Annotated in this window: 18 protein-coding genes; 14 read left to right on the top strand and 4 right to left on the bottom strand. The window is 56.6% G+C overall.

Annotation, left to right across the window (positions count from 1 at the left end):
• The first annotated feature begins 28 nt into the window (after positions 1-28).
• From AC3Y7R_RS03950 to lpxB, 10 genes are all read left to right on the top strand, one after another.
• Complete coding sequence (locus AC3Y7R_RS03950; protein ID WP_490040705.1) at positions 29-814, top strand: phosphatidate cytidylyltransferase; 786 nt, start codon at positions 29-31, stop codon at positions 812-814.
• Positions 814-1,989 carry a 1-deoxy-D-xylulose-5-phosphate reductoisomerase gene (gene dxr / locus AC3Y7R_RS03945; RefSeq protein WP_490040704.1) on the top strand — a complete coding sequence of 392 codons (1,176 nt, stop codon included), beginning with the start codon at positions 814-816 and terminating at the stop codon, positions 1,987-1,989. The genes AC3Y7R_RS03950 and dxr overlap by 1 nt, the downstream gene beginning before the upstream one ends.
• A gap of 31 nt (positions 1,990-2,020) precedes the next feature.
• Complete coding sequence (gene rseP / locus AC3Y7R_RS03940; RefSeq protein WP_490040703.1) at positions 2,021-3,355, top strand: RIP metalloprotease RseP; 1,335 nt, start codon at positions 2,021-2,023, stop codon at positions 3,353-3,355.
• 65 nt (positions 3,356-3,420) lie between these two features.
• A complete protein-coding gene (locus tag AC3Y7R_RS03935; RefSeq protein WP_490040702.1) occupies positions 3,421-3,546 on the top strand; it encodes a hypothetical protein in 126 nt (41 codons plus the stop codon).
• Between the two features lie 139 nt (positions 3,547-3,685).
• Positions 3,686-6,037, top strand: a complete 2,352-nt coding sequence (gene bamA / locus AC3Y7R_RS03930) for an outer membrane protein assembly factor BamA (RefSeq protein WP_490040701.1) — start codon at positions 3,686-3,688, stop codon at positions 6,035-6,037.
• Positions 6,038-6,042: 5 nt separating this feature from the next.
• Positions 6,043-6,660: an OmpH/Skp family outer membrane protein gene (locus AC3Y7R_RS03925; protein ID WP_490040700.1), complete on the top strand. Its 618-nt coding sequence runs from the start codon at positions 6,043-6,045 to the stop codon at positions 6,658-6,660.
• 67 nt (positions 6,661-6,727) lie between these two features.
• Positions 6,728-7,183: a 3-hydroxyacyl-ACP dehydratase FabZ gene (gene fabZ / locus AC3Y7R_RS03920; RefSeq protein WP_490040699.1), complete on the top strand. Its 456-nt coding sequence runs from the start codon at positions 6,728-6,730 to the stop codon at positions 7,181-7,183.
• Positions 7,180-7,965, top strand: a complete 786-nt coding sequence (gene lpxA / locus AC3Y7R_RS03915; RefSeq protein ID WP_490040698.1) for an acyl-ACP--UDP-N-acetylglucosamine O-acyltransferase — start codon at positions 7,180-7,182, stop codon at positions 7,963-7,965. The genes fabZ and lpxA overlap by 4 nt, the downstream gene beginning before the upstream one ends.
• Positions 7,965-8,786 (top strand): LpxI family protein, encoded by an 822-nt coding sequence (locus AC3Y7R_RS03910; protein ID WP_490040697.1) that lies wholly within the window; start codon positions 7,965-7,967, stop codon positions 8,784-8,786. Before lpxA ends, AC3Y7R_RS03910 begins: the two co-directional genes overlap by 1 nt.
• Positions 8,783-9,958, top strand: coding sequence for a lipid-A-disaccharide synthase (gene lpxB / locus AC3Y7R_RS03905; protein WP_490040696.1), 1,176 nt, complete (start codon positions 8,783-8,785; stop codon positions 9,956-9,958). Before AC3Y7R_RS03910 ends, lpxB begins: the two co-directional genes overlap by 4 nt.
• An 11-nt stretch (positions 9,959-9,969) precedes the next feature.
• Here lpxB and AC3Y7R_RS03900 read toward each other — a convergent pair whose 3' ends face one another.
• The gene (locus AC3Y7R_RS03900) at positions 9,970-10,440 is read right to left on the bottom strand and encodes a YbaK/EbsC family protein (protein WP_490040695.1); all 471 of its coding nucleotides are present in this window, start codon (positions 10,438-10,440) and stop codon (positions 9,970-9,972) included.
• Positions 10,441-10,516: 76 nt separating this feature from the next.
• Between AC3Y7R_RS03900 and AC3Y7R_RS03895 the strand changes: the two genes are divergently transcribed.
• Positions 10,517-13,297: a bifunctional [glutamine synthetase] adenylyltransferase/[glutamine synthetase]-adenylyl-L-tyrosine phosphorylase gene (locus AC3Y7R_RS03895; protein ID WP_490040694.1), complete on the top strand. Its 2,781-nt coding sequence runs from the start codon at positions 10,517-10,519 to the stop codon at positions 13,295-13,297.
• A 53-nt stretch (positions 13,298-13,350) separates the two neighbouring features.
• Complete coding sequence (locus AC3Y7R_RS03890) at positions 13,351-13,617, top strand: hypothetical protein (RefSeq protein ID WP_490040693.1); 267 nt, start codon at positions 13,351-13,353, stop codon at positions 13,615-13,617.
• Between the two features lie 70 nt (positions 13,618-13,687).
• On the opposite strand, the gene AC3Y7R_RS03885 is transcribed toward AC3Y7R_RS03890, so the two are convergent.
• Entirely contained in the window at positions 13,688-14,344 is a 657-nt protein-coding gene (locus AC3Y7R_RS03885; RefSeq protein WP_490040692.1) for an invasion associated locus B family protein, read from the bottom strand.
• A 486-nt stretch (positions 14,345-14,830) separates the two neighbouring features.
• On the opposite strand from AC3Y7R_RS03885, the gene AC3Y7R_RS03880 reads away from it, so the two are divergent.
• A complete protein-coding gene (locus AC3Y7R_RS03880) occupies positions 14,831-16,390 on the top strand; it encodes a helicase HerA-like domain-containing protein (RefSeq protein WP_490040691.1) in 1,560 nt (519 codons plus the stop codon).
• Positions 16,391-16,392: 2 nt separating this feature from the next.
• Here the strand turns inward: AC3Y7R_RS03880 and mazG are convergent, their stop codons facing one another.
• Positions 16,393-17,202, bottom strand: a complete 810-nt coding sequence (mazG, locus tag AC3Y7R_RS03875; protein ID WP_490040690.1) for a nucleoside triphosphate pyrophosphohydrolase — start codon at positions 17,200-17,202, stop codon at positions 16,393-16,395.
• A gap of 57 nt (positions 17,203-17,259) precedes the next feature.
• Here mazG and AC3Y7R_RS03870 point away from each other — a divergent pair, with 57 nt between their 5' ends.
• Positions 17,260-18,420, top strand: a complete 1,161-nt coding sequence (locus AC3Y7R_RS03870) for a M20 aminoacylase family protein (protein ID WP_490040689.1) — start codon at positions 17,260-17,262, stop codon at positions 18,418-18,420.
• A 17-nt stretch (positions 18,421-18,437) separates the two neighbouring features.
• Here the strand turns inward: AC3Y7R_RS03870 and AC3Y7R_RS03865 are convergent, their stop codons facing one another.
• Entirely contained in the window at positions 18,438-18,941 is a 504-nt protein-coding gene (locus tag AC3Y7R_RS03865; RefSeq protein ID WP_490040688.1) for a flavin reductase family protein, read from the bottom strand.
• Positions 18,942-18,992 lie beyond the last annotated feature (51 nt).

Raw genomic sequence — 18,992 nt, 5'->3', positions numbered from 1 at the left:
TCAGCAGTAAGAAGAGGGGCCCAAGACCATGGCATCTGACAAATTTTCTGACCTGACAGCTCGTATGACCTCGGCCGCGGTTATGGCCGTGGTGGGAATTGGCGCACTGTGGATCGGGGGCTTTTTGTTTCTGGCCCTAGTGGCACTGATTTGTGCGGCCTTGATGTGGGAGTTGGCCCGGATGTTGGGCGTGTGTTGCCAAAAGAGAGCCATATTATTGGGGGCGATTGCCGCAGGATCGCTGGTTGCCGCGAAAATGCTGCCACTCGGGATGGCGCTTTTGGTTTTGGTGGTCCCTGCGCTCGTTGGGGTTGCTTTGGTAAACAAGCATCGCGCGCTACATGCGGGCTTTGCCGTGCTGATCATGGTCGCCTGTTTCACCCTTGTTTTGCTTCGGGCTGATGGCTTTATCTGGATGCTATGGCTGGCACTGGTGGTCATCGCCACGGACGTGTTGGGCTACTTTGCAGGGCGCATTATCGGTGGACCGAAATTCTGGCCGGCAGTCAGCCCAAAGAAAACATGGTCCGGCACTTCGGCGGGCTGGGTTGCGGCGGCAATTGTCGGGATGGTTTTTATCGGAACAAGGGGCGCTGGCGCAGAGGTCGTGCTGTTTTCCATTTTGATATCAATAGCTTCTCAGGCAGGTGATGTCGCGGAAAGCGCGTTGAAACGCAAGATGGGCGTCAAAGATTCCTCGAACTTGATCCCCGGCCATGGCGGCTTTTTTGATCGCTTTGACGGGATGCTAGGGGCGGCAGTTATACTGCTGCCAATCATGCTTTTGGCGGGCTTTCCGCCAATTCTCAATTGATGCGCAAGGTCACAATATTTGGCTCGACCGGCTCGATCGGAGAGAGCACGTTAGACCTGATCGCCCGTGCGCCGGACCGCTATGATGTGGTGGCTTTAACCGGCGGGCGCAATGTCGCGCGGCTGGCGGAGCAGGCGATTGCAGTGAACGCCGAGTTGGCCGTGACAGCCTTTGAGGAGTGCTATGCCGACTTGAAAGCGGCTTTGTCCGGCAGCGGTATCGAGGTCGCCGCCGGGGCGCAGGCGGTGGCAGAGGCGGCGGACCGCAAGGCCGATTGGTTCATGTCGGCGATTGTTGGCGCGGCGGGCTTGGTGCCGGGGCTGCGTGCGTTGCGCCATGGCACGACCTTGGCGCTGGCCAACAAGGAATCGCTGGTAACCGCAGGCCCGTATTTGTTGGCAGAGGCCGCGCGCCACGGGGCAACAATCCTGCCCGTTGATAGTGAACACTCGGCCGTGTTTCAGGCTTTGGTTGGCGAGGATATGGCCGCCGTCGAGCGCGTTATCATCACGGCCTCTGGCGGGGCATTTCGCGACTGGCCGATAGGAAAACTTGAAACCGCGACGCTGGCCGAGGCCTCGGCACACCCGAACTGGGATATGGGCCAACGGATCACTATTGATAGCGCCTCTATGTTTAACAAAGCCATGGAGCTAATTGAAACTAAAGAATTTTTCGGCGTAAAACCAAATCAAATAGAGACAATTATTCATCCCGAAAGCCTGATCCACGCGCTGGTTGGGTTCAACGACGGGGCGCTGATGGCGCATCTTGGGCCGCCCGATATGCGCCATGCCATCGGCTATGCGCTGCATTGGCCCGACCGCGGGCATGTGCCGGTTGAGCGGCTTGATCTGGCTAAAATAGCCTGTTTGAACTTTCGAGCGGCAAGCACAGAGCGCTATCCGGCGCTGGCTTTGGCGCGCATTGTGATGGAAACGGGCGGGCTTGCCGGTGCCGTTTTCAACGCGGCCAAAGAGGCGGCGCTTGATGAGTTTATTGCGGGCAAAATCGGCTTCCAGGATATGGCGCGGGTCGTTGACGTGGTTTTGAATGGCTTTCAGCGTGAAAACGGTCTTAGTTGCGACATACTCACCCTTGATAAGGTGCTTGAAACTGACCATCAGGCACGTCAGAGAGCACATGACGCGGCAGGCAGTCTAACGCGGCTATAACGCCGCAATCGAAATTTTGAGAGGGCAGTTTATGGATATCTTGGGGATGCTACCCTCGTTTGGCGGCTTTTTTGGCGCGCTGGTGGCCTTTGTGGTCGCCCTTAGCATCATTGTCGCGATCCATGAATATGGCCACTACATCGTGGGGCGTTGGTGCGGCATCCATGCCGAGGTCTTCTCGCTGGGCTTTGGGCCGGTGCTGTATTCGCGCGTAGATAAACGCGGCACGCGCTGGCAGTTGGCGGCGATTCCCTTTGGTGGCTACGTCAAGTTTATGGGCGACGCGAGCGCCGCATCGGCCAAGGATGGCGAGGTTATGTCCAGCCTGTCTGACGCTGAGCTGAAGCGCACGATGCACGGGGCAGACCTTTGGAGACGTACGGCAACGGTCGCAGCAGGGCCGGTGTTTAACTTCATCTTGTCCATTTTCGTGTTTGCTGGGGTGTTCTTTTACTCTGGCGTCGCCTCCGACAAGCCGGTGATTGGCACATTGCCCCCATTGCCCGGGCCTGTGGAGATGTTTCAAGTCGGGGATCAGATCACGCGGTTAGGGGACGTCGAAATTACCGACATGACCAGCTTCTATACGGCGGCAAAGGCGACGGAACCCGCGCCGACAGTCACCTATGAGGTGCTGCGCGACGGCGAAACACTCAGCTTTGAAAGCATTTATCCCTATCCTGCAAAAATTGGCAGCATCCGCCCAAGGTCGGCGGCGATAGACGGTGGCTTGCTGGTTGGCGACGTGATTCAAGCCGTTGATGGCGTGGATATTTATGCCTTCGGACAACTGGCTGATATTGTGCAAGCCAGCGAAGGGAAACCTTTGGCGCTGTCGATTTGGCGTGACGGGGCAACGCTGGAGAAAACGCTGGAGCCACGTCCACGCGATATTCCAACCGCGGATGGCTTCGAGAAACGCTGGTTGATCGGCTTCTCGGGCGGGGTTTTCTTCGACGCACCCATAGAAGATTTGAGCCTTGGTGACGCGCTCATGGGCGGTGTTCGCCAAACCTGGTTTGTTATCACTTCGAGCCTGTCGGGCCTGAAAAACATGGCAACGGGGGCCATTAGCTCGTGTAATATTCAAGGCCCGGTTGGGCTTGCCAAAGCATCCGGTGATATGGCGTCCCTTGGGGTCATTGAATTCATTAGCTTTATCGGGCTGTTATCGACAGCGATTGGCTTTATGAACCTGTTTCCGATCCCTGTCTTGGATGGCGGTCACTTGGTATTCTACGCCTATGAGGCCGTTTTCCGCCGTCCGCCAAATGACAAAGTGATGGGCTATTTGATGACGGGGGGCCTGTTTTTACTCCTGTCATTAATGGTGTTTGCCTCGCTAAATGACTTCCTTTGCCCCTGATCTTGCCGCATTTGCGACACATTTGAGGGGCATTTAGGACCGGACTTCTATGAGGGACGGGACATATGACCCATATTCAAAACAGCTACCAAGGCTTGAGCCTGCTTGTGCGCATTAACTGGGACCGCCTGATCTGGCCCGTGGCCATCATTGCGGCGCTCACAACGGCTGGACTTTTGGCCGGGTTATAGGCCTGCGAAACCTTTGAAACAATTTCGGTGAAAAGGCGCTTGTTTTCTGGGCGCCTTTTTTGGTCTTCGTTTTGACAACTGTGCAGACTCGGTCTAGACCGAACACACAACATAGAGTGTCAGAGCGGGACCCAAACACATGAAGATCGCATCAGCGACGCAGAACGCACGTCAATTCATTAAGATTCAGTGCGTTAGGGCTGCCTTATCCGGCTTGGCCATCGCCGCCATCAGCAGCACGGTGCCACTGGCGCCGGTCTGGGCGCAGAGTATTCAGGTTAGTAGTGTCGAAATTGAGGGCAATCAGCGCATCGAAGATGCCACGATCCTCAACTATCTGCGCCTAAAGCGTGGCGAGCGCACATCTGCGGCCAAGCTCAATGATGCTTTGCAACGATTGCAACGCTCGGGCCTGTTCGAGACTGTCGATATTGTTCCCGCAGGCAACCGGTTGGTTGTAACGGTGAAAGAGTATCCGACCATCAACCGGGTCAATATTGAGGGCAACAAGCGCCTCAAGGACGATGACCTGCTGCCTTTGCTGCAATCAAAATCACGCCGGGTCTATAGCCCTGCCACCGCCGAGGCCGATGCGGCACTGCTGGCCGAGGGCTACAATCAGGCAGGGCGGATCGCCGCCTCAGTAACACCGCGCATCATTGCACGCTCGAACAACCGTGTTGATCTGGTGTTCGAAGTGTCCGAGGGCGATGTGGTTGAGGTGGAGCGGATCAGCTTCACTGGGAACCGGTCCTATTCGGATCGCCGCTTGCGCCGGGTCATTGACTCAAAACAGGCTGGCATCTTGCGGTCCGTCATTCAGTCGGACACTTTCGTGGCCGATCGCATTGCATTTGACCGCCAATTGTTGCGTGATTTCTATCTGTCGCGCGGCTATGTCGATTTTCAGGTCCTCTCCTCGACACCGGAGCTAACGCGCCAACGCGACGGGTATTTTGTCAGTTTCAAAGTCCGTGAAGGGCAGCAGTTCCATGTGGGAGCAGTGTCGACCTATTCAGATCTGCCGGAGATTGATGCGGACGAATTCCATAAGGTGGCAAAGCTGAAAGACGGCGAAATCTACTCGCCGTCCAAGATCGAGAACACAATTACGCGCATGGAACGTCTTGCCCTGAAGAAAGGTCTCAACTTCATTCGGGTTGAGCCACGCATCAACCGCAATGATGCGGATGTGACGTTGGACGTGGAATTTGCAATCATCCGCGGGCCGCGCGTCTTTGTGGAGCGCATTGATATCGAGGGCAACGCAACCACGCTGGACCGCGTTGTACGCCGCCAATTCAAGACCGTCGAAGGTGACCCGTTCAACCCGCGTGAAATTCGCGATGCGGCGGAACGCATTCGCGCGCTTGGCTATTTTTCCACGGCAGATGTCAACACGCGTGAGGGCAGTGGGCCCGAGCAGGTCGTCGTGGACGTGGACGTCGAGGAAACCACAACCGGCTCATTGGGCTTTGGTGTTAGTTACGGCGCCGATTCCGGTGCCTCGCTGAATGTGAGCTTTAAGGAGCGCAATTTCCTTGGCCGTGGCCAAACACTTGGGCTCTCTTTTGACACCGGATCTGACAACCAAAATACGTCGATTAACTTTATCGAGCCCGCCTTTTTGGGCCGTGATCTGGCCTTGGGGCTGAACGCTTATTACCGGACAACTGACAGCCAGTTCTCTGATTATGACACACAAAACGTAGGCTTCGAGCCAAGCATCGAATTTCCCGTGTCCGAGAATGGCCGTCTGCGCTTGAACTACCGGATATCGAAAGACGCGGTGAAAAACGTCAAGAACACTGTGTCCAATATCATTCGTCGCGATGAGAGCTCGGCTTTCACCTCGGCCTTGGGCTACTTATATTCATACGATTCGCGCCGGACAGGTTTGAACCCGAACAGCGGTGTGTTGCTGCGTTTCGGCCAGCAATTTGCCGGTGTTGGTGGCGGGCTGCGCTATGTCCAAACCAGCGGGTTGATTTCCGCCGAGACCAAAGTCGCCCGCGAGGAAATAACTTTGCGCGCTCAGTTCGAGTTCGGGGTAAACACGCGCCTGACCGGCAACAGCCGTATCACGGAACGGTTTTTCCTGAATTCCAACAAGATGCGCGGGTTTGACGGGGCAGGGCTTGGTCCACGCGACCTGACAAGCGCCAATCAAGACGCATTGGGCGGCAACTATTATGCCGTTGCCCGCCTTGAGGCTGATTTCCCCCTTGGGCTGCCCGAAGAATATGGCATTCGCGGCGGGGTTTTCTTCGATGTGGGGTCTCTATGGGGCCTTGATGACGTGAATACCGGAACCGTTGCTATCCCCGGTGCGGCTGTCGATGACGGCTTCCATCTGCGCTCGGTTATTGGGGTTTCAGTTCTTTGGAAGACACAGATTGGCCCGTTGCGCTTTAACTTCTCCAAAGCGCTGAGGAAGGAATCTTATGACCAAGAGCGTTCCTTCGACTTAACTGTCTCGACGCAGTTCTGAGTATGATGTCCCGAGTTGCAGCGGGGGTGATGGCGGCAAGTGCCGCTTTCATCGCGCCCGCTTTTGCACAAGAGGCCGTGCAACCAAGTCCGGTGCTGACGCTGGATCAGGACCGGATGTACTCTGCGTCTTTGTTTGGGAAGCGGGTGCAGGATGATCTGACCGCAGACTCCACCGAATTAGCGCATGAGAACCGTAAAATTGAAGCCGCATTAGAAGAAGAAGAACGCAGGCTCACCGATGACAGATCGGGCATGGATGCGGATGCTTTTCAAACTCTGGCTACCGATTTTGATCAGCGGGTCATAGGCATCCGTCAGGCGCAGTCCGCCAAGTCAGATAGTATCCGCCGTCAGGCCGAAGCAGAACGGGTGCGCTTCTTTGAGGCGGCCTTTCCTATACTCTTGCAACTGGTTGAAGAAACTGGCGCGATTGCAATCCTGAATAACTCTGCAATTATTTTCTCGGTTCGCCAAATTGACATTACCGATGCCGCTATCGCCCGGATTGACGCGGCAATCGGGGCATCACCCGGACCGATTGACCCGGGAAAACTTCCCGTACAACGCCCCGATATAGGTTCCGCCGCCGATGTGACAGAGCCTATCCAGACCGACAATTAGACCACGCGGCTTGCTCGATTACAGAGCCGATGATACCAAAAATAGCCAAAGGCCAAAGGACGAACCCATGACGCCAACGACCGCTGATATTGACCTCATCCAACGGATCATCCCGCACCGCTACCCGTTTTTGCTGATCGACAAAGTTGTGGATATCAAAGCCGGCGAAAGCGCGCGCGGCATCAAGAATGTCACCTTCAACGAGCCTCATTTTCAAGGCCACTTCCCGGGTGCTCCGATCATGCCGGGTGTGACGATTATCGAGGCAATGGCGCAAACCGCAGCCGTAATGGTCGGGGTTACCATGGACATGGCCGACAAGGATTTACTGGTGTATTTCATGGCAATTGACGGCTGTAAATTCCGCCGCAAAGTCGTGCCAAGCGATGTGCTTCATTTGGATGTCACGGTGACCCGCGGTAAAGCTGGCGCAAAAGTCTGGAAATTTAAAGGCGTGGCGACAGTGGACGGCGAAATGGCAGCACAAGCCGAATTTACCGCCATGATGGACCTGCCAAAGTGAGCGCCACCATTCACCCAAGCGCTTTTATCGAAGAGGGCGCGAGCATTGCCGACGGGGCAATCGTCGGGCCATTTTGCACGGTTGGGCCAAATGTGTCGCTGGCGCGTGGCGTGGAATTGAAAAGCCATGTGGTGGTGACTGGTAAAACCTCGATTGGGGAAGACACGGTTGTTTTCCCTTTCGCGGTGATCGGCGAAATCCCCCAAGACCTGAAATTTGACGGCGAGCATACCCGCCTAGAGATCGGTGCGCGTAACCGTATCCGCGAAGGCGTGACCATGAACACAGGCACATCCGGCGGCGGCGGGCTGACCCGTGTGGGCGACGATTGCCTGTTTATGACCGGCTCTCATGTCGGTCATGATGCGATCGTTGGCGACGGCGTTATTATGGCCAACCAAGCGGCTTTGGCAGGGCATTGCATCATTGAGGATAGGGTTATCATCGGCGGGCTGGCGGGCATTCACCAGTTTGTACGGATCGGGCGCGGGGCTATTATTGGCGCGGTGACCATGGTGACAAATGATGTCATTCCGTACGGTTTGGTTCAGTCGCCGCGCGGCGAGCTGGACGGGTTGAATTATGTTGGCCTGAAGCGTGCAGGCGTGGCGCGTGCGGATTTGACGGCGCTGCGGGCGGCCTATCAGATGTTGCGCCAGGGTGATGGGGCATTCCAAGATCGTGCGCGCCGTTTGTCAGACGAGACCGACAGCGATTATGTGCGTGAAGTCGTTGATTTTGTGTTGGGCGACAGTGATCGGTCGTTCCTGACGCCACGCTGATGTTGGCGTTGGTCGCAGGGGAAGGCGCGTTGCCGGGCATCTTGCTGCGACAATTACGCGATGCAGGAACGCAGGTTTTGCTGTGCGAATTGGACGGGCACCCATCCGAGGTGCAAAGTGATCAACCTGCCCTGACATTTCGCATTGAAACACTGGGAAGTTTCATCGCCGAGTTAAAGCGTTTGGGGGTGAGTGATGTCTGTTTTGCAGGCAGGGTCGCACGCCCGAAACTGGACCCCTCCGCCATTGATGTCGCGACTATGCCCTTGGTACCTCGGATGATGGCGGCCTTGCAGAACGGGGATGATGGCGCGCTTCGGGTGGTATTGAGCTTCTTTGAGGAGGCAGGAATTGGCGTGAGGGCCGCCCATGAAATTTCACCTGATTTGATGCCTGAGGCTGGGGTGTTGGGCGAAGTACAGCCCGCCAAGCAAGACCGCGCTGATGCCCTTCGAGGCGTTGAGATTATCGAGGCAATGGCCAAGGTGGATGTCGGGCAGGCGTGCATTATTGCGCGTGGCCAAGCGCTTGCCATTGAGGCTATTGGCGGCACGGATTGGATGATGCGCACATTGCTGATGGCCGCAGATGAGCCGAGCACGCGCCATTTGCTCGAAGGTGGAATATTGGTGAAAGCCAGCAAGCCCGGGCAAGATCGCCGCGTGGATATGCCGACGATTGGCCCTCAAACTTTTGAGCGCGCCGCACAGGTAGGCTTGCGTGGTGTGGTGGTTGAGGCCGGCGGCGTCATGGTTTTAGACGCGGCGGCCTGCATCAAAAGCGCAAATGCCCATGGGCTGTTCTTTTGGGTGCGCGAATGAAGGTCTATCTGATTGCAGGCGAGCCATCGGGCGACAAGTTGGGCGGGGCCTTGATGGAAGGCCTCAAGCACCTTGATCCGGCTGTGAATTTTCAAGGCGTTGGCGGGGCCTTGATGGAGGCCCAAGGCATGAGCTCGTTGTTTCCGATAGAAGAGTTGTCGGTCATGGGGATTGCAGAGGTTTTGCCAAAACTGCGCGGGCTGTTTAAGCGCCGCGATCAGGTGGTTGAAGATATTATCGGCTCTGGCGCTGATGTGGTTGTGACGATTGACAGCCCGGATTTTTGCCTTCGAGTGGCCCGCAAACTGCGCAAGTTTTCGCAGGTTCCGGTTGTTCATTACGTGGCCCCCTCGGTTTGGGCTTGGCGTCCGAAACGCACCGACCGCATGGTGGGAATTGTCGACCATGTTTTGGCATTGCTGCCGTTTGAGCCACCTTACATGGAGCGAGCGGGATTGCCCTGCGATTTCGTCGGGCATCCGGTGGTGGCCGAGCCGCTGGCGGATCTGGCGGATGCGGCGGATTTTCGCGCGGCCCACGGATTGGGGGAGGCGCCGATTGTGCTGGCTTTGCCCGGATCGCGCCGCGGAGAGGTCACGCGTTTAACCGATGTGTTCGGGGAAAGCCTGCGTAAATTAGTGAAAATACGCCCAGATATCCGCGTGGTGATCCCTGCGGCGGCTCCGGTTGCGTCATTGGTGCAGCAGCAAACGAAAAACTGGCCGGGACAGCCGGTGATACTCGACCCGCGCGGGGTAAATATGGACATGGCGCTTGCAGAAAAACGGGCGGCCTTCGCTGCGGCAGATGTCGCCTTGGCCGCGTCGGGAACGGTCTCTTTAGAACTTGCAGCCAACACGGTGCCAATGGTGGTTGCCTATGACATGAATTGGCTGTCTCGCAAGATGATCAAGGCGATGTTGCAAATCGACACGGTGACTTTGGTGAACTTGGTGTCAGAAACGCGAACGGTGCCGGAGTTTTTGGGCGATGCGTGTAAACCCGAGGACATCGCGCGTGCCTTGGGCGAATTGCTGACCTCGCCACCTGCGCGATCGGCTCAGGCGGCCGCTGCCGAGATCACGATGGAGCGTTTGGGGCGTGGCGATGAGCCTCCGGGGATGCGCGCCGCGCGTGTGGTCGCGCGTGTGGCCCATGGCGAGAATAATTGAGCCAAGGTGACTTACTGGGTGAAATCTGCGACCTGGCCTTGAGTGAGGTCGCGCAAGACGGATGGCGCAAGCGAAAAGATGTGGCGCGGGGTGCCTGCGGCGGCCCAGATAATGCTGAAATCCAAAAGGCGAGGGTCAATGAAGGTTTCAATCGGGGACAGATGCCCCACCGGGGACACGCCACCAATGGCGAACCCCGTTTGCTTGCGAATAAGCGCCGCGTCGGCTTTTCCCAAGGCCTCACCGACTAACGCGCTGGCTTTGGCTGTGTCGACCTGATTGCCACCGGCGGTCACAAACAAGACAGCAACCCCAGTGCTTTCGGTGCGAAAGATGATGGATTTGGCTATTTGATCAACCTCGCAATTTGCTTGCACGGCGGCTTGGGCGGCGGTGCGGGTTTGATCAGCTGTCTCGATGATTTCAGTATCAAACCCAGCATCGGCTAGGGCTTTGGTCACGCGTTTCTGGCTTTTGCTCATGAGAGATAACTTAGAAGAAGGTGCGGCGATCACAAGCGCGTATTGACCTTGGGCCTGTAGCCTTCCATCGTGACCTATGGCTTTTTCAGATAAAATCTCCCGCAGTCCTTTGCCCCATAATTTTGAGCGCGGAGCCGAGGCGCGCGCCCGTTTTGAGGGGCTGCCGCGTGTTTTAAGTGACCTGCTGGAAAACACGGCGGGGTGCAGCCCTTACCTTGCGGGTTTGATGGCGCGCGAGAGCGTTTGGATTGCTGAGTTGGCCCACATGGATGCCGAAGATTTACGCGACACCGTTTGGGCAGATATCGAGGCTGCCGACGGGGACCTCAAGCCTGTCTTCAGGCAAGCCAAAGCCCGTATTGCCTTGCTGACGGCTGTCGCGGATTTGGCCGGGGTTTGGCCGCTCATGTCGGTGACAAGCTGCCTCACCGAATTGGCCGATAGATGTCTTAGTAAAGGGCTGGCCCAATTGACCGCCACTTATATTTCGCGCGGAAAACTGCCGGGGCAAACCGCTGCGGATGCCTCGTCGGGGGCGGGGATGTGTATTTTAGCGATGGGGAAAATGGGGGCATATGAGTTAAATTACTCGTCCGACATCGACCTGATTTGCCTGTTCGACGAGACCCGCTACGACCCGAATGATTACATGGAAGTCCGCGCGACATTTGTCAAAATAACGCGTACTCTCATGGGGTTAATGTCGGAAGTCACCGCTGACGGATATGTGTTTCGCACCGACTTACGCCTGCGCCCTGACGCCTCGGTGACGCCCGTGTGCATCGCGATGGAAGCCGCCGAGCGCTACTATGAAAGCGTCGGGCGCACATGGGAGCGCGCGGCCTTTATCAAGGCACGCCCCTGCGCGGGTGATCTGGAGGCGGGGCATCACATGCTGGACCGCCTCAGCCCGTTCATTTGGCGCAAGCATCTGGATTTTGCCGCTATTGAGGATGCCCACGACATGCGGCTACGCATTCGAAGCCACAAGGGGCTTGGCGGTGAAATGCTGCTAGAGGGGCACAATATGAAACTGGGCGCCGGGGGCATTCGGGAGATCGAGTTTTTCACCCAAACGCGCCAGCTTATTGCCGGGGGCCGCGACCCAAGCTTGCGGGTGCGCGGAACATGCGAGGGGTTGGACCGGCTGGTTGCATCTGGGTGGGTGTCGCTTGAGGCCGCGGAGCGCTTAAAGGCGGCTTATGTGGCGCACCGGGAGGTCGAGCACCGGTTGCAAATGATTAATGATGCGCAGACCCATGATCTGCCCAAAACGGATGACGGTTTTGCCCGTCTCGCCCATTTTATGGGGGAGGAAAACACAGATAACCTTCGGGCGACGCTTTTGAATAGATTGGAAGATGTGGCAAAGGTTAGCGATAGTTTCTTTGCGCCTGACGATGCACAAGATGCCCCGCAGACCGACGGGTTGGAGAGCGCCGATCATTACTTGGAGCAATGGCGAGGGGTTCCGGCGCTGCGCTCGGAGCGGGCCGTGGCCTTGTTCAAACGTGTGTTTCCCGGCATTTTGCGGCAACTGGCGCAGGCCCCACGCCCGACTGAGGCAATGGTCGAATTCGAGCGATTTTTAGCAGGGCTTCCTGCGGGCGTCCAAGTGTTTTCTTTGTTTGAAGCCAACCCGTCTTTGACCAAGCTCATCGTGGATATTTGCGCCACATCCCCCGCATTGGCGACATATCTATCGCGAAATTCGGGGGTTTTGGATGCTGTGATCATCGGGGAATTTTTCGCGCCTTGGCCCGGGGTGGAGGCGTTGGTGTCTAGCATATCGCTTCAAATGAAGACCGCGCCAGATTATGAGGCAAAGCTGGACGCCGCGCGGCGTTGGCAAAAAGAATGGCACTTCCGCGTCGGTGTCCATCACTTGCAAGGCCTGTTGAACCCAATGGATGCGGCGCGCCAATATGCAGAACTGGCGGAGGCAACATTGGCAGGTCTGATGCCCGTTGTTGCGCAGGAATTTGCGCATAAACACGGGGCTGCGCCGGGGCATGGGGCCGTGGTTTTGGGCATGGGGTCGTTGGGGGCGGCCGCCTTAAGCGCACAATCTGATCTGGATCTAATCGTGATTTATGATGCGAATGGGGTTGAGACCTCGAATGGGCGTAAGCCATTGGATACACGCATTTACTTTTCACGTCTGACACAAGCGTTCGTGACAGCTTTAAGCGCCCCGATGGCGCAGGGACGCCTGTATGAGGTGGACTTGCGCCTTAGGCCATCCGGCCAATCTGGCCCAGTGGCGACCTCACTGGGTGCATTCAAAACCTATCAGGCAAATGACGCGTGGGTTTGGGAGCATTTAGCGCTGACGCGGGCGCGGGTTGTGACCGGAAACCAAGGGCTTGCCGCCAGTGTCGAGGCAGTGCGGTGCGCTATTTTGAAAGCCAGTTTTGAGGCGGGGCGGATTAAATCCGAGACGCAAGACATGCGGTCTCGATTGGCCGATGCCATGCGTGAAAAGGCAAGGCCGTGGGATGTGAAACTCGGGGCTGGGGGGCTGCAAGATATAGAGCTGACCGCACAGGCTTTGAGTTTGATCGCACGCGGCGGCATGGCGCGCCAGACCGCCGCTCAGTTGCAAGAGGCGCGGGGTGCGGGGCTGTTAAGTGACGCCCAGCTTAGCATTTTGTCCGAGGGCTATACTTTGTTTTGGAACGTCCAATTGGCCGCGCGCCTGTTGTCCGATCGCCCGCTTGATCCAGAGGCCGTGGGGGCCGGCGGGCAAGCGTTGCTTTTACGTGATTGCGGATGTGATACGCTGGAGGAGTTGGCCACGCGCCTGCAAGAGTGTCGCAAACGTGCGGCAGAGGTCGTGGAACAGGTTCTGGCATAAACCCTACTGCGTGTTAGGAAGGGGAACTTCTGTGACAACCGGAGCGTGACCACATGGACCTCAACACAATCGACCGCAAAGGGTTAATCCTTGAAGCATACCGCATCGTAGGAATTACTGCGGGGGAATGTCGGTCTATTTTTCTGGATTGGGCGCTTAACCTACCGGAAGGGCAAGACAATCACCGGGCCATACTACATTTGTTACAAGTCTACAGTGGCGATGCGTCTGACCACCCAATGACGGCAGTTCTTAACGAAGGTTTGGTAAAGCAGCCGATTGCCCGACGTCGTGGCGGGCGTAAAGGGCGGCTTGTCTAAGCTATCACAGCTTACAAAATATAAAGCCCGCCACACGGTAAGACGTGGCGGGCTTATAGTTTTTTAAATGTTACTCAGCGGCGGCTTGAACGGCTTTTAGCCCAGCGGTGAAGCCTTTCAGCGACATCGTTAACTCAACCGTTTGGTCGGGGGCCTGAGCTGGAACCACGACGATTTTGGCCGCGTTACCACCTTTAAATGCGGCCACATCACCTGAGGTGAAACCAACCCGCGAGAAGCAACCAATGGTGGTGCAAAAGGTGAAAGGGTAGACTTTGGCTTTGCCTCCATCAACGGACAGCAAAACATTTTTCGTCAGCAAGGTTTGCAAGGGCGTAACGATCGTCGCACCCGCGGCCAACTTGTCATCTTTCGGCAAGCTGAACAGATTGATTTCAGCTACAGAGTTTCCCTGCTGATCTTCCAGTAATTGGTAAAGCTGGCACGGATCTTTGGTTCCTTCAGGGGCTTTGATACAGCGCAACTCCCAGTCACCATGGTTGGAAACGCGGTAGGTTTTACCAACCTCAACGACCTCGGTGCCAGTGTTGAGACCATCATCGCGCGTTGCGTCAGCCTCTTGTGTGGCGGGGGCCTCGACCTCGGCTGCGGGCGTTTCGGTCGTGGCCTCAGCCGTGGTGTCAGTTGTTGTTTGTGCGATAGCGCCGCTTGCGACAAACGCGCCTAATGCGGCACCGATTAGCAGGGTTTTGAAATACTCAGACATGGGGGTCCTGTTTCTTATTTTTAAAGTTGGTGAAAACTAACATGAGTGATTGAGAGTGTCAGGCCTGAAATCACAGTTTGAGCGGTTTTTGTAAGGTATCATGTCGATTGGAGAGGCCAAGAACGTATAAAATTTACCACCAGACGAGAAAAAAGGGCCTGCTTTCGCAGACCCTTTCATAGAATGTCTTCTCCCCGTCGGACTAGGCCGACTTATGCGCGGACTTTATGCCTTATTAGCGATTTGGTCAACATGTTACTGCGACAATCTGTACATACCCCCGGATCGTTTAGGTGAAAAAAAAGGCCGTGTCTTAAAGACACGGCCAAGTCGACAGGGAGGAAGTTATACAACTACGCGACAACACGCAGGCCATTGAGGCCCAAAATGAGGCGCATCTGCATGTGGATCACTCTGGCACAAAGATGTTAACAAGCTATTGTAACGCTGAATAAAATAATGAGCGATCCAAACAACGGGGCGAAAATGGCTGATAAAGATACGATATTTGTTGGTGGTGGCGGCGAAGGTTACGCGGACCCACAGGGGCTTTTGTTGAAATATGCCAACCGTCACGGTCTGATTGCCGGGGCCACGGGGACGGGTAAAACTGTGACCTTGCAAATTCTGGCGGAAAGCCTGTCGAACGCGGGTGTTCCGGTTTTCATGTCCGATGTGAAGGGCGATTTGTCGGGGTTGGCGAAGGCGGGGACCGAGACGCACAAGCTGCACGGCCCCTTCATGGAGCGTGCCGAGAAGATCGGCTTTTCCGACTATATCTACGACTCTTTTCCCGTCACATTTTGGGATATGTACGGCGAAAGCGGGCACCCGGTTCGCACCACGGTCTCGGAAATGGGGCCGTTGTTGTTGTCGCGTTTACTGGAACTGTCGGAGGCGCAAGAAGGCATCCTCAATATCGCGTTTCGCTTGGCTGATGAGGAAGGCTTGCCACTGCTGGACCTCAAGGACTTGCAATCGCTGCTGGTCTGGATCGGCCAGAATGCCAAAACTTTGGCGCTGCGTTACGGGTTTGTGTCCTCGCAATCGGTGGGCGCTATCCAGCGACGCTTATTGGTCTTGGAAAACCAAGGGGCGGCTGACTTCTTTGGGGAACCTGCACTGGATTTGGAGGATATGTTCCGGGTCGGCCCCGATGGTCGTGGCCAAATCAATATCCTTGCCGCCAACAAATTGATGTCTGCGCCGAAACTTTACGCGACTTTCTTGTTGTGGATGTTGTCAGAACTATTCGAAACGCTGCCCGAGATTGGCGACCCCGATAAGCCGATTTTCGTGTTCTTCTTTGACGAGGCGCACCTGCTGTTTGACGGTGCCCCAAAAGCACTGGTTGATAAGGTCGAGCAGGTCGCGCGCCTGATCCGCTCCAAGGGTGTCGGGGTCTATTTCATCACTCAAAAACCTGCCGATGTGCCTGAGGATATTCTGGGCCAGCTTGGCAACCGTGTACAACACGCCCTGCGCGCCTTCACCCGCAGGGACCAAAAAGACTTGCACGCGGCGGCGGATACCTACCGCGAAAACCCGCGCTTTGATGTAGAGGACGCGATCAAGGAAGTGGGCGTCGGCGAAGCCGTGACGTCATTTTTGCAAAAGAAAGGCGTGCCGGGCATGGTCGAGAGAACCTTGATCCGGCCGCCGTCCTCCCAGCTTGGGCCGATCACAGCGGCGGAGCGCCGCGCGGTGATCGCCGCATCGCCAGTCGCCGGAAAATACGAGACTGCGATGGACCGCAATTCGGCCTTTGAGATGCTGCAAGCGCGCGCTGATAAGGCAGCCAAAGCTGCCGAGGAGGCCGAGGCCAAAGAAGAGGAAATGGAAGTCCGTGATCGTGAGTATCAAACAGGGCGACGATATTCCGGCACCCGCGTGAAACGTTCCACCTCGAAGAAAACCACCACCCGCAAGCGGCGCGGCGATAGTGTGGGCGAGGCATTTGCCAAATCCATGATGCGCTCGATCGGCACCAAGGCCGGCACCGCCATCGTGCGTGGCATCATGGGGAGCCTGTTTAAAGGGCGTTAAATTCAGGCGCGCTCGTCGGCTTTGACCGCATCCCAAAAGGCGTCCATCTCTTCTAGGTTGGACGCCGCCGGGGTCTTGCCAATTCTGGCCAGTTTGGCCTCTACGCCTTCAAAGCGCCGGATAAACTTACCATTTGCGGCTCGAAGTGCGGCCTCGGGGTCAATGTTTAAATGCCGACCTAAGTTGGCCATAACAAACAATAAATCCCCGTATTCTTCTTCAACCTCTTGCTGCGTCAGGCTCTCTTTGGCCTCTACCAACTCGCGCGATTCCTCCACGATTTTATCAAGCACCTGATCCGTGGACGGCCAGTCAAACCCAACCCGTGCGGCACGTTTTTGCAGCTTCATCGCGCGCAGCAGGGCGGGCAAGCCAATGGCCACCCCGTCCAAAGTGCCACCCTGCGCTTTGCCTGCGCGCTCTGCCGCTTTGATTTGCTCCCAATCCGCAATCTGTTGCTCGGCTGATTTATCGCGGCTCTCATCGCCAAAAACATGTGGATGGCGGGCAATCATTTTGTCGGAAATAGCATTCGCCACCGAGGCAAAATCAAAGACGCCAGCCTCGCTGCCCATTTGGGTGTGATAGACCGTTTGCAGCAATAAATCACCCAATTCGCCCTCTAATTCGCCCATATCACCGCGCTCAATCGCATCGGCGACCTCGTAGGCTTCCTCGATCGTGTAGGGCGCGATGGAGGCAAAATCCTGCTCAATATCCCACGGGCATCCGCTATCAGGATCGCGCAAACGGCGCATGATCTCGATCAGACGAGGCATGGGTTGGCTGGCATCATAGATAAGATCGGGCATTGCGGAGCCTATCGCTTTGGTGAAACTTAGGCGCAGATAACCAGAAGGAGCGCCCGCATGCCACCCGTGAACCGCATTGCCGATTTTGCCGAGGATATGAAGGCTTGGCGGCGTTGGATGCACCAACATCCCGAATTGCAATTCGACTGCCATGAAACCGCGGCGTTTGTCGTGGAACGGCTGAAGGAATTTGGGATCACAGACATCCATGAAGGGATCGCGCAAAGCGGTGTGGTCGCCATCATCGAGGGGCAGGGGGAGGGGCCGACAATTGGCCTGCGCGCCGATATGGATGCGCTGCCTTTGCAAGAAACCACGGGGCTGGAGTACGCCTCGACAGTTGACGGGAAGATGCACGCCTGTGGTCACGATGGCCACACAACTATGCTGCTGGGCGCGGCTAAGTATCTGGCAGAGACCCGTAATTTCAAAGGCCGCGTGGCGTTGATTTTCCAACCTGCCGAGGAAGACGGCGGTGGCGCGGGCGTTATGGTTAATGAGGGCATCATGGACCGCTTTGACATCGCGCAGGTCTATGCGTTGCACAATGCTCCGGGGGTGGATTTTGGCACCTTTTTAACCAAATCCGGGCCACTGATGGCCGCCGTTGATATGTTTACAATTCATATCGACGGGGTTGGGGGGCATGGGGCTTATCCGCACGAAACCAAGGATCCGGTGGTGGCAACTTTGGGCATTTGTAACGCCTTACAGACCATCGTGTCGCGCAACCATCGCCCGCTGGATGATCTGGTGGTCTCGGTCACGCAAATCCACACCGGCTCGGCGGATAATATCATCCCCGACACCTCTTATATCAACGGCACCGTTCGGACTTTTGACCCAGAAGTGCAGGATATGGTTGAGCGGCGCATGGGCGAGATCGTGGCGGGGCAGGCGGCGAGTTATGGTGTGAGCGCGCGGCTGGACTATGAGCGCGGCTACCCTGCGACGATCAATGACGCGGATAAAACGGCCTTTGCGGCCAGTGTTGCGCGCGAAATTGTCGGTGATACCGGTGTGAATGACCAAGGCGGGCGTGAAATGGGCGCCGAAGATTTTTCCTACATGTTGGAAAGCCGCCCCGGATCATACCTGTTCCTAGGGCAGGGTGAGGGCGCCGGCCTGCACAACCCCAACTACAATTTTAACGATGATGTGGCCCCGATTGGTGCGTCATTTTTCGTCAAACTGGTGGAAAACGCCCAACCGCTTTGAGCCTTGTGCACTGACCGTTAGGCAAGTCTTTGATAGGCCCGATTGCCATACATGAGCGGTGGGCCGCTGAGGCGTGACACCTGTCGCACCGACCCGATCATCAGGTGATGCGTGCCGATCCGCTCGTCCGACAATAAAGTACAATCAAAGCGCGCCAGGGCCGAGATCAAGCTTGGTGCGCCCGTGGCCATTGGCTCGAACGCACCAGCCGCGAATTTGTCGTCACCGGGGGCCGGGGCGCGTCCGGCAAAGACGTTCGCTATGTCTTCTTGGTCGGCGCTGAGTACATTTATGCAAAAACAGCGGTTGCGCAAAATCGCGGGCGAGGCCGAGGCCTCGTGATGCAGGCACACCAGCATTGTCGGGGCATCCCCATCTGCTGACACGGACGTCATGGCCGAAACCGTTGCCCCCGCGGCCCCTGCGATGCCATCCGTCGTGACGATCGTCACCGAGGACACCAGATGGCTCATCGCATCAAGGAAGGCGTCGCGGATCGGTGGTGATGTCGCATTTGGCATGGGAGACTCTTTGATTGTTCGCGCATTGCCTGTCTGCCTGCGCTTGGACCT

The sequence above is a fragment of the Litoreibacter sp. genome (assembly GCF_058136045.1).
This window is presented reverse-complemented; position numbering and strand designations above follow the sequence as displayed.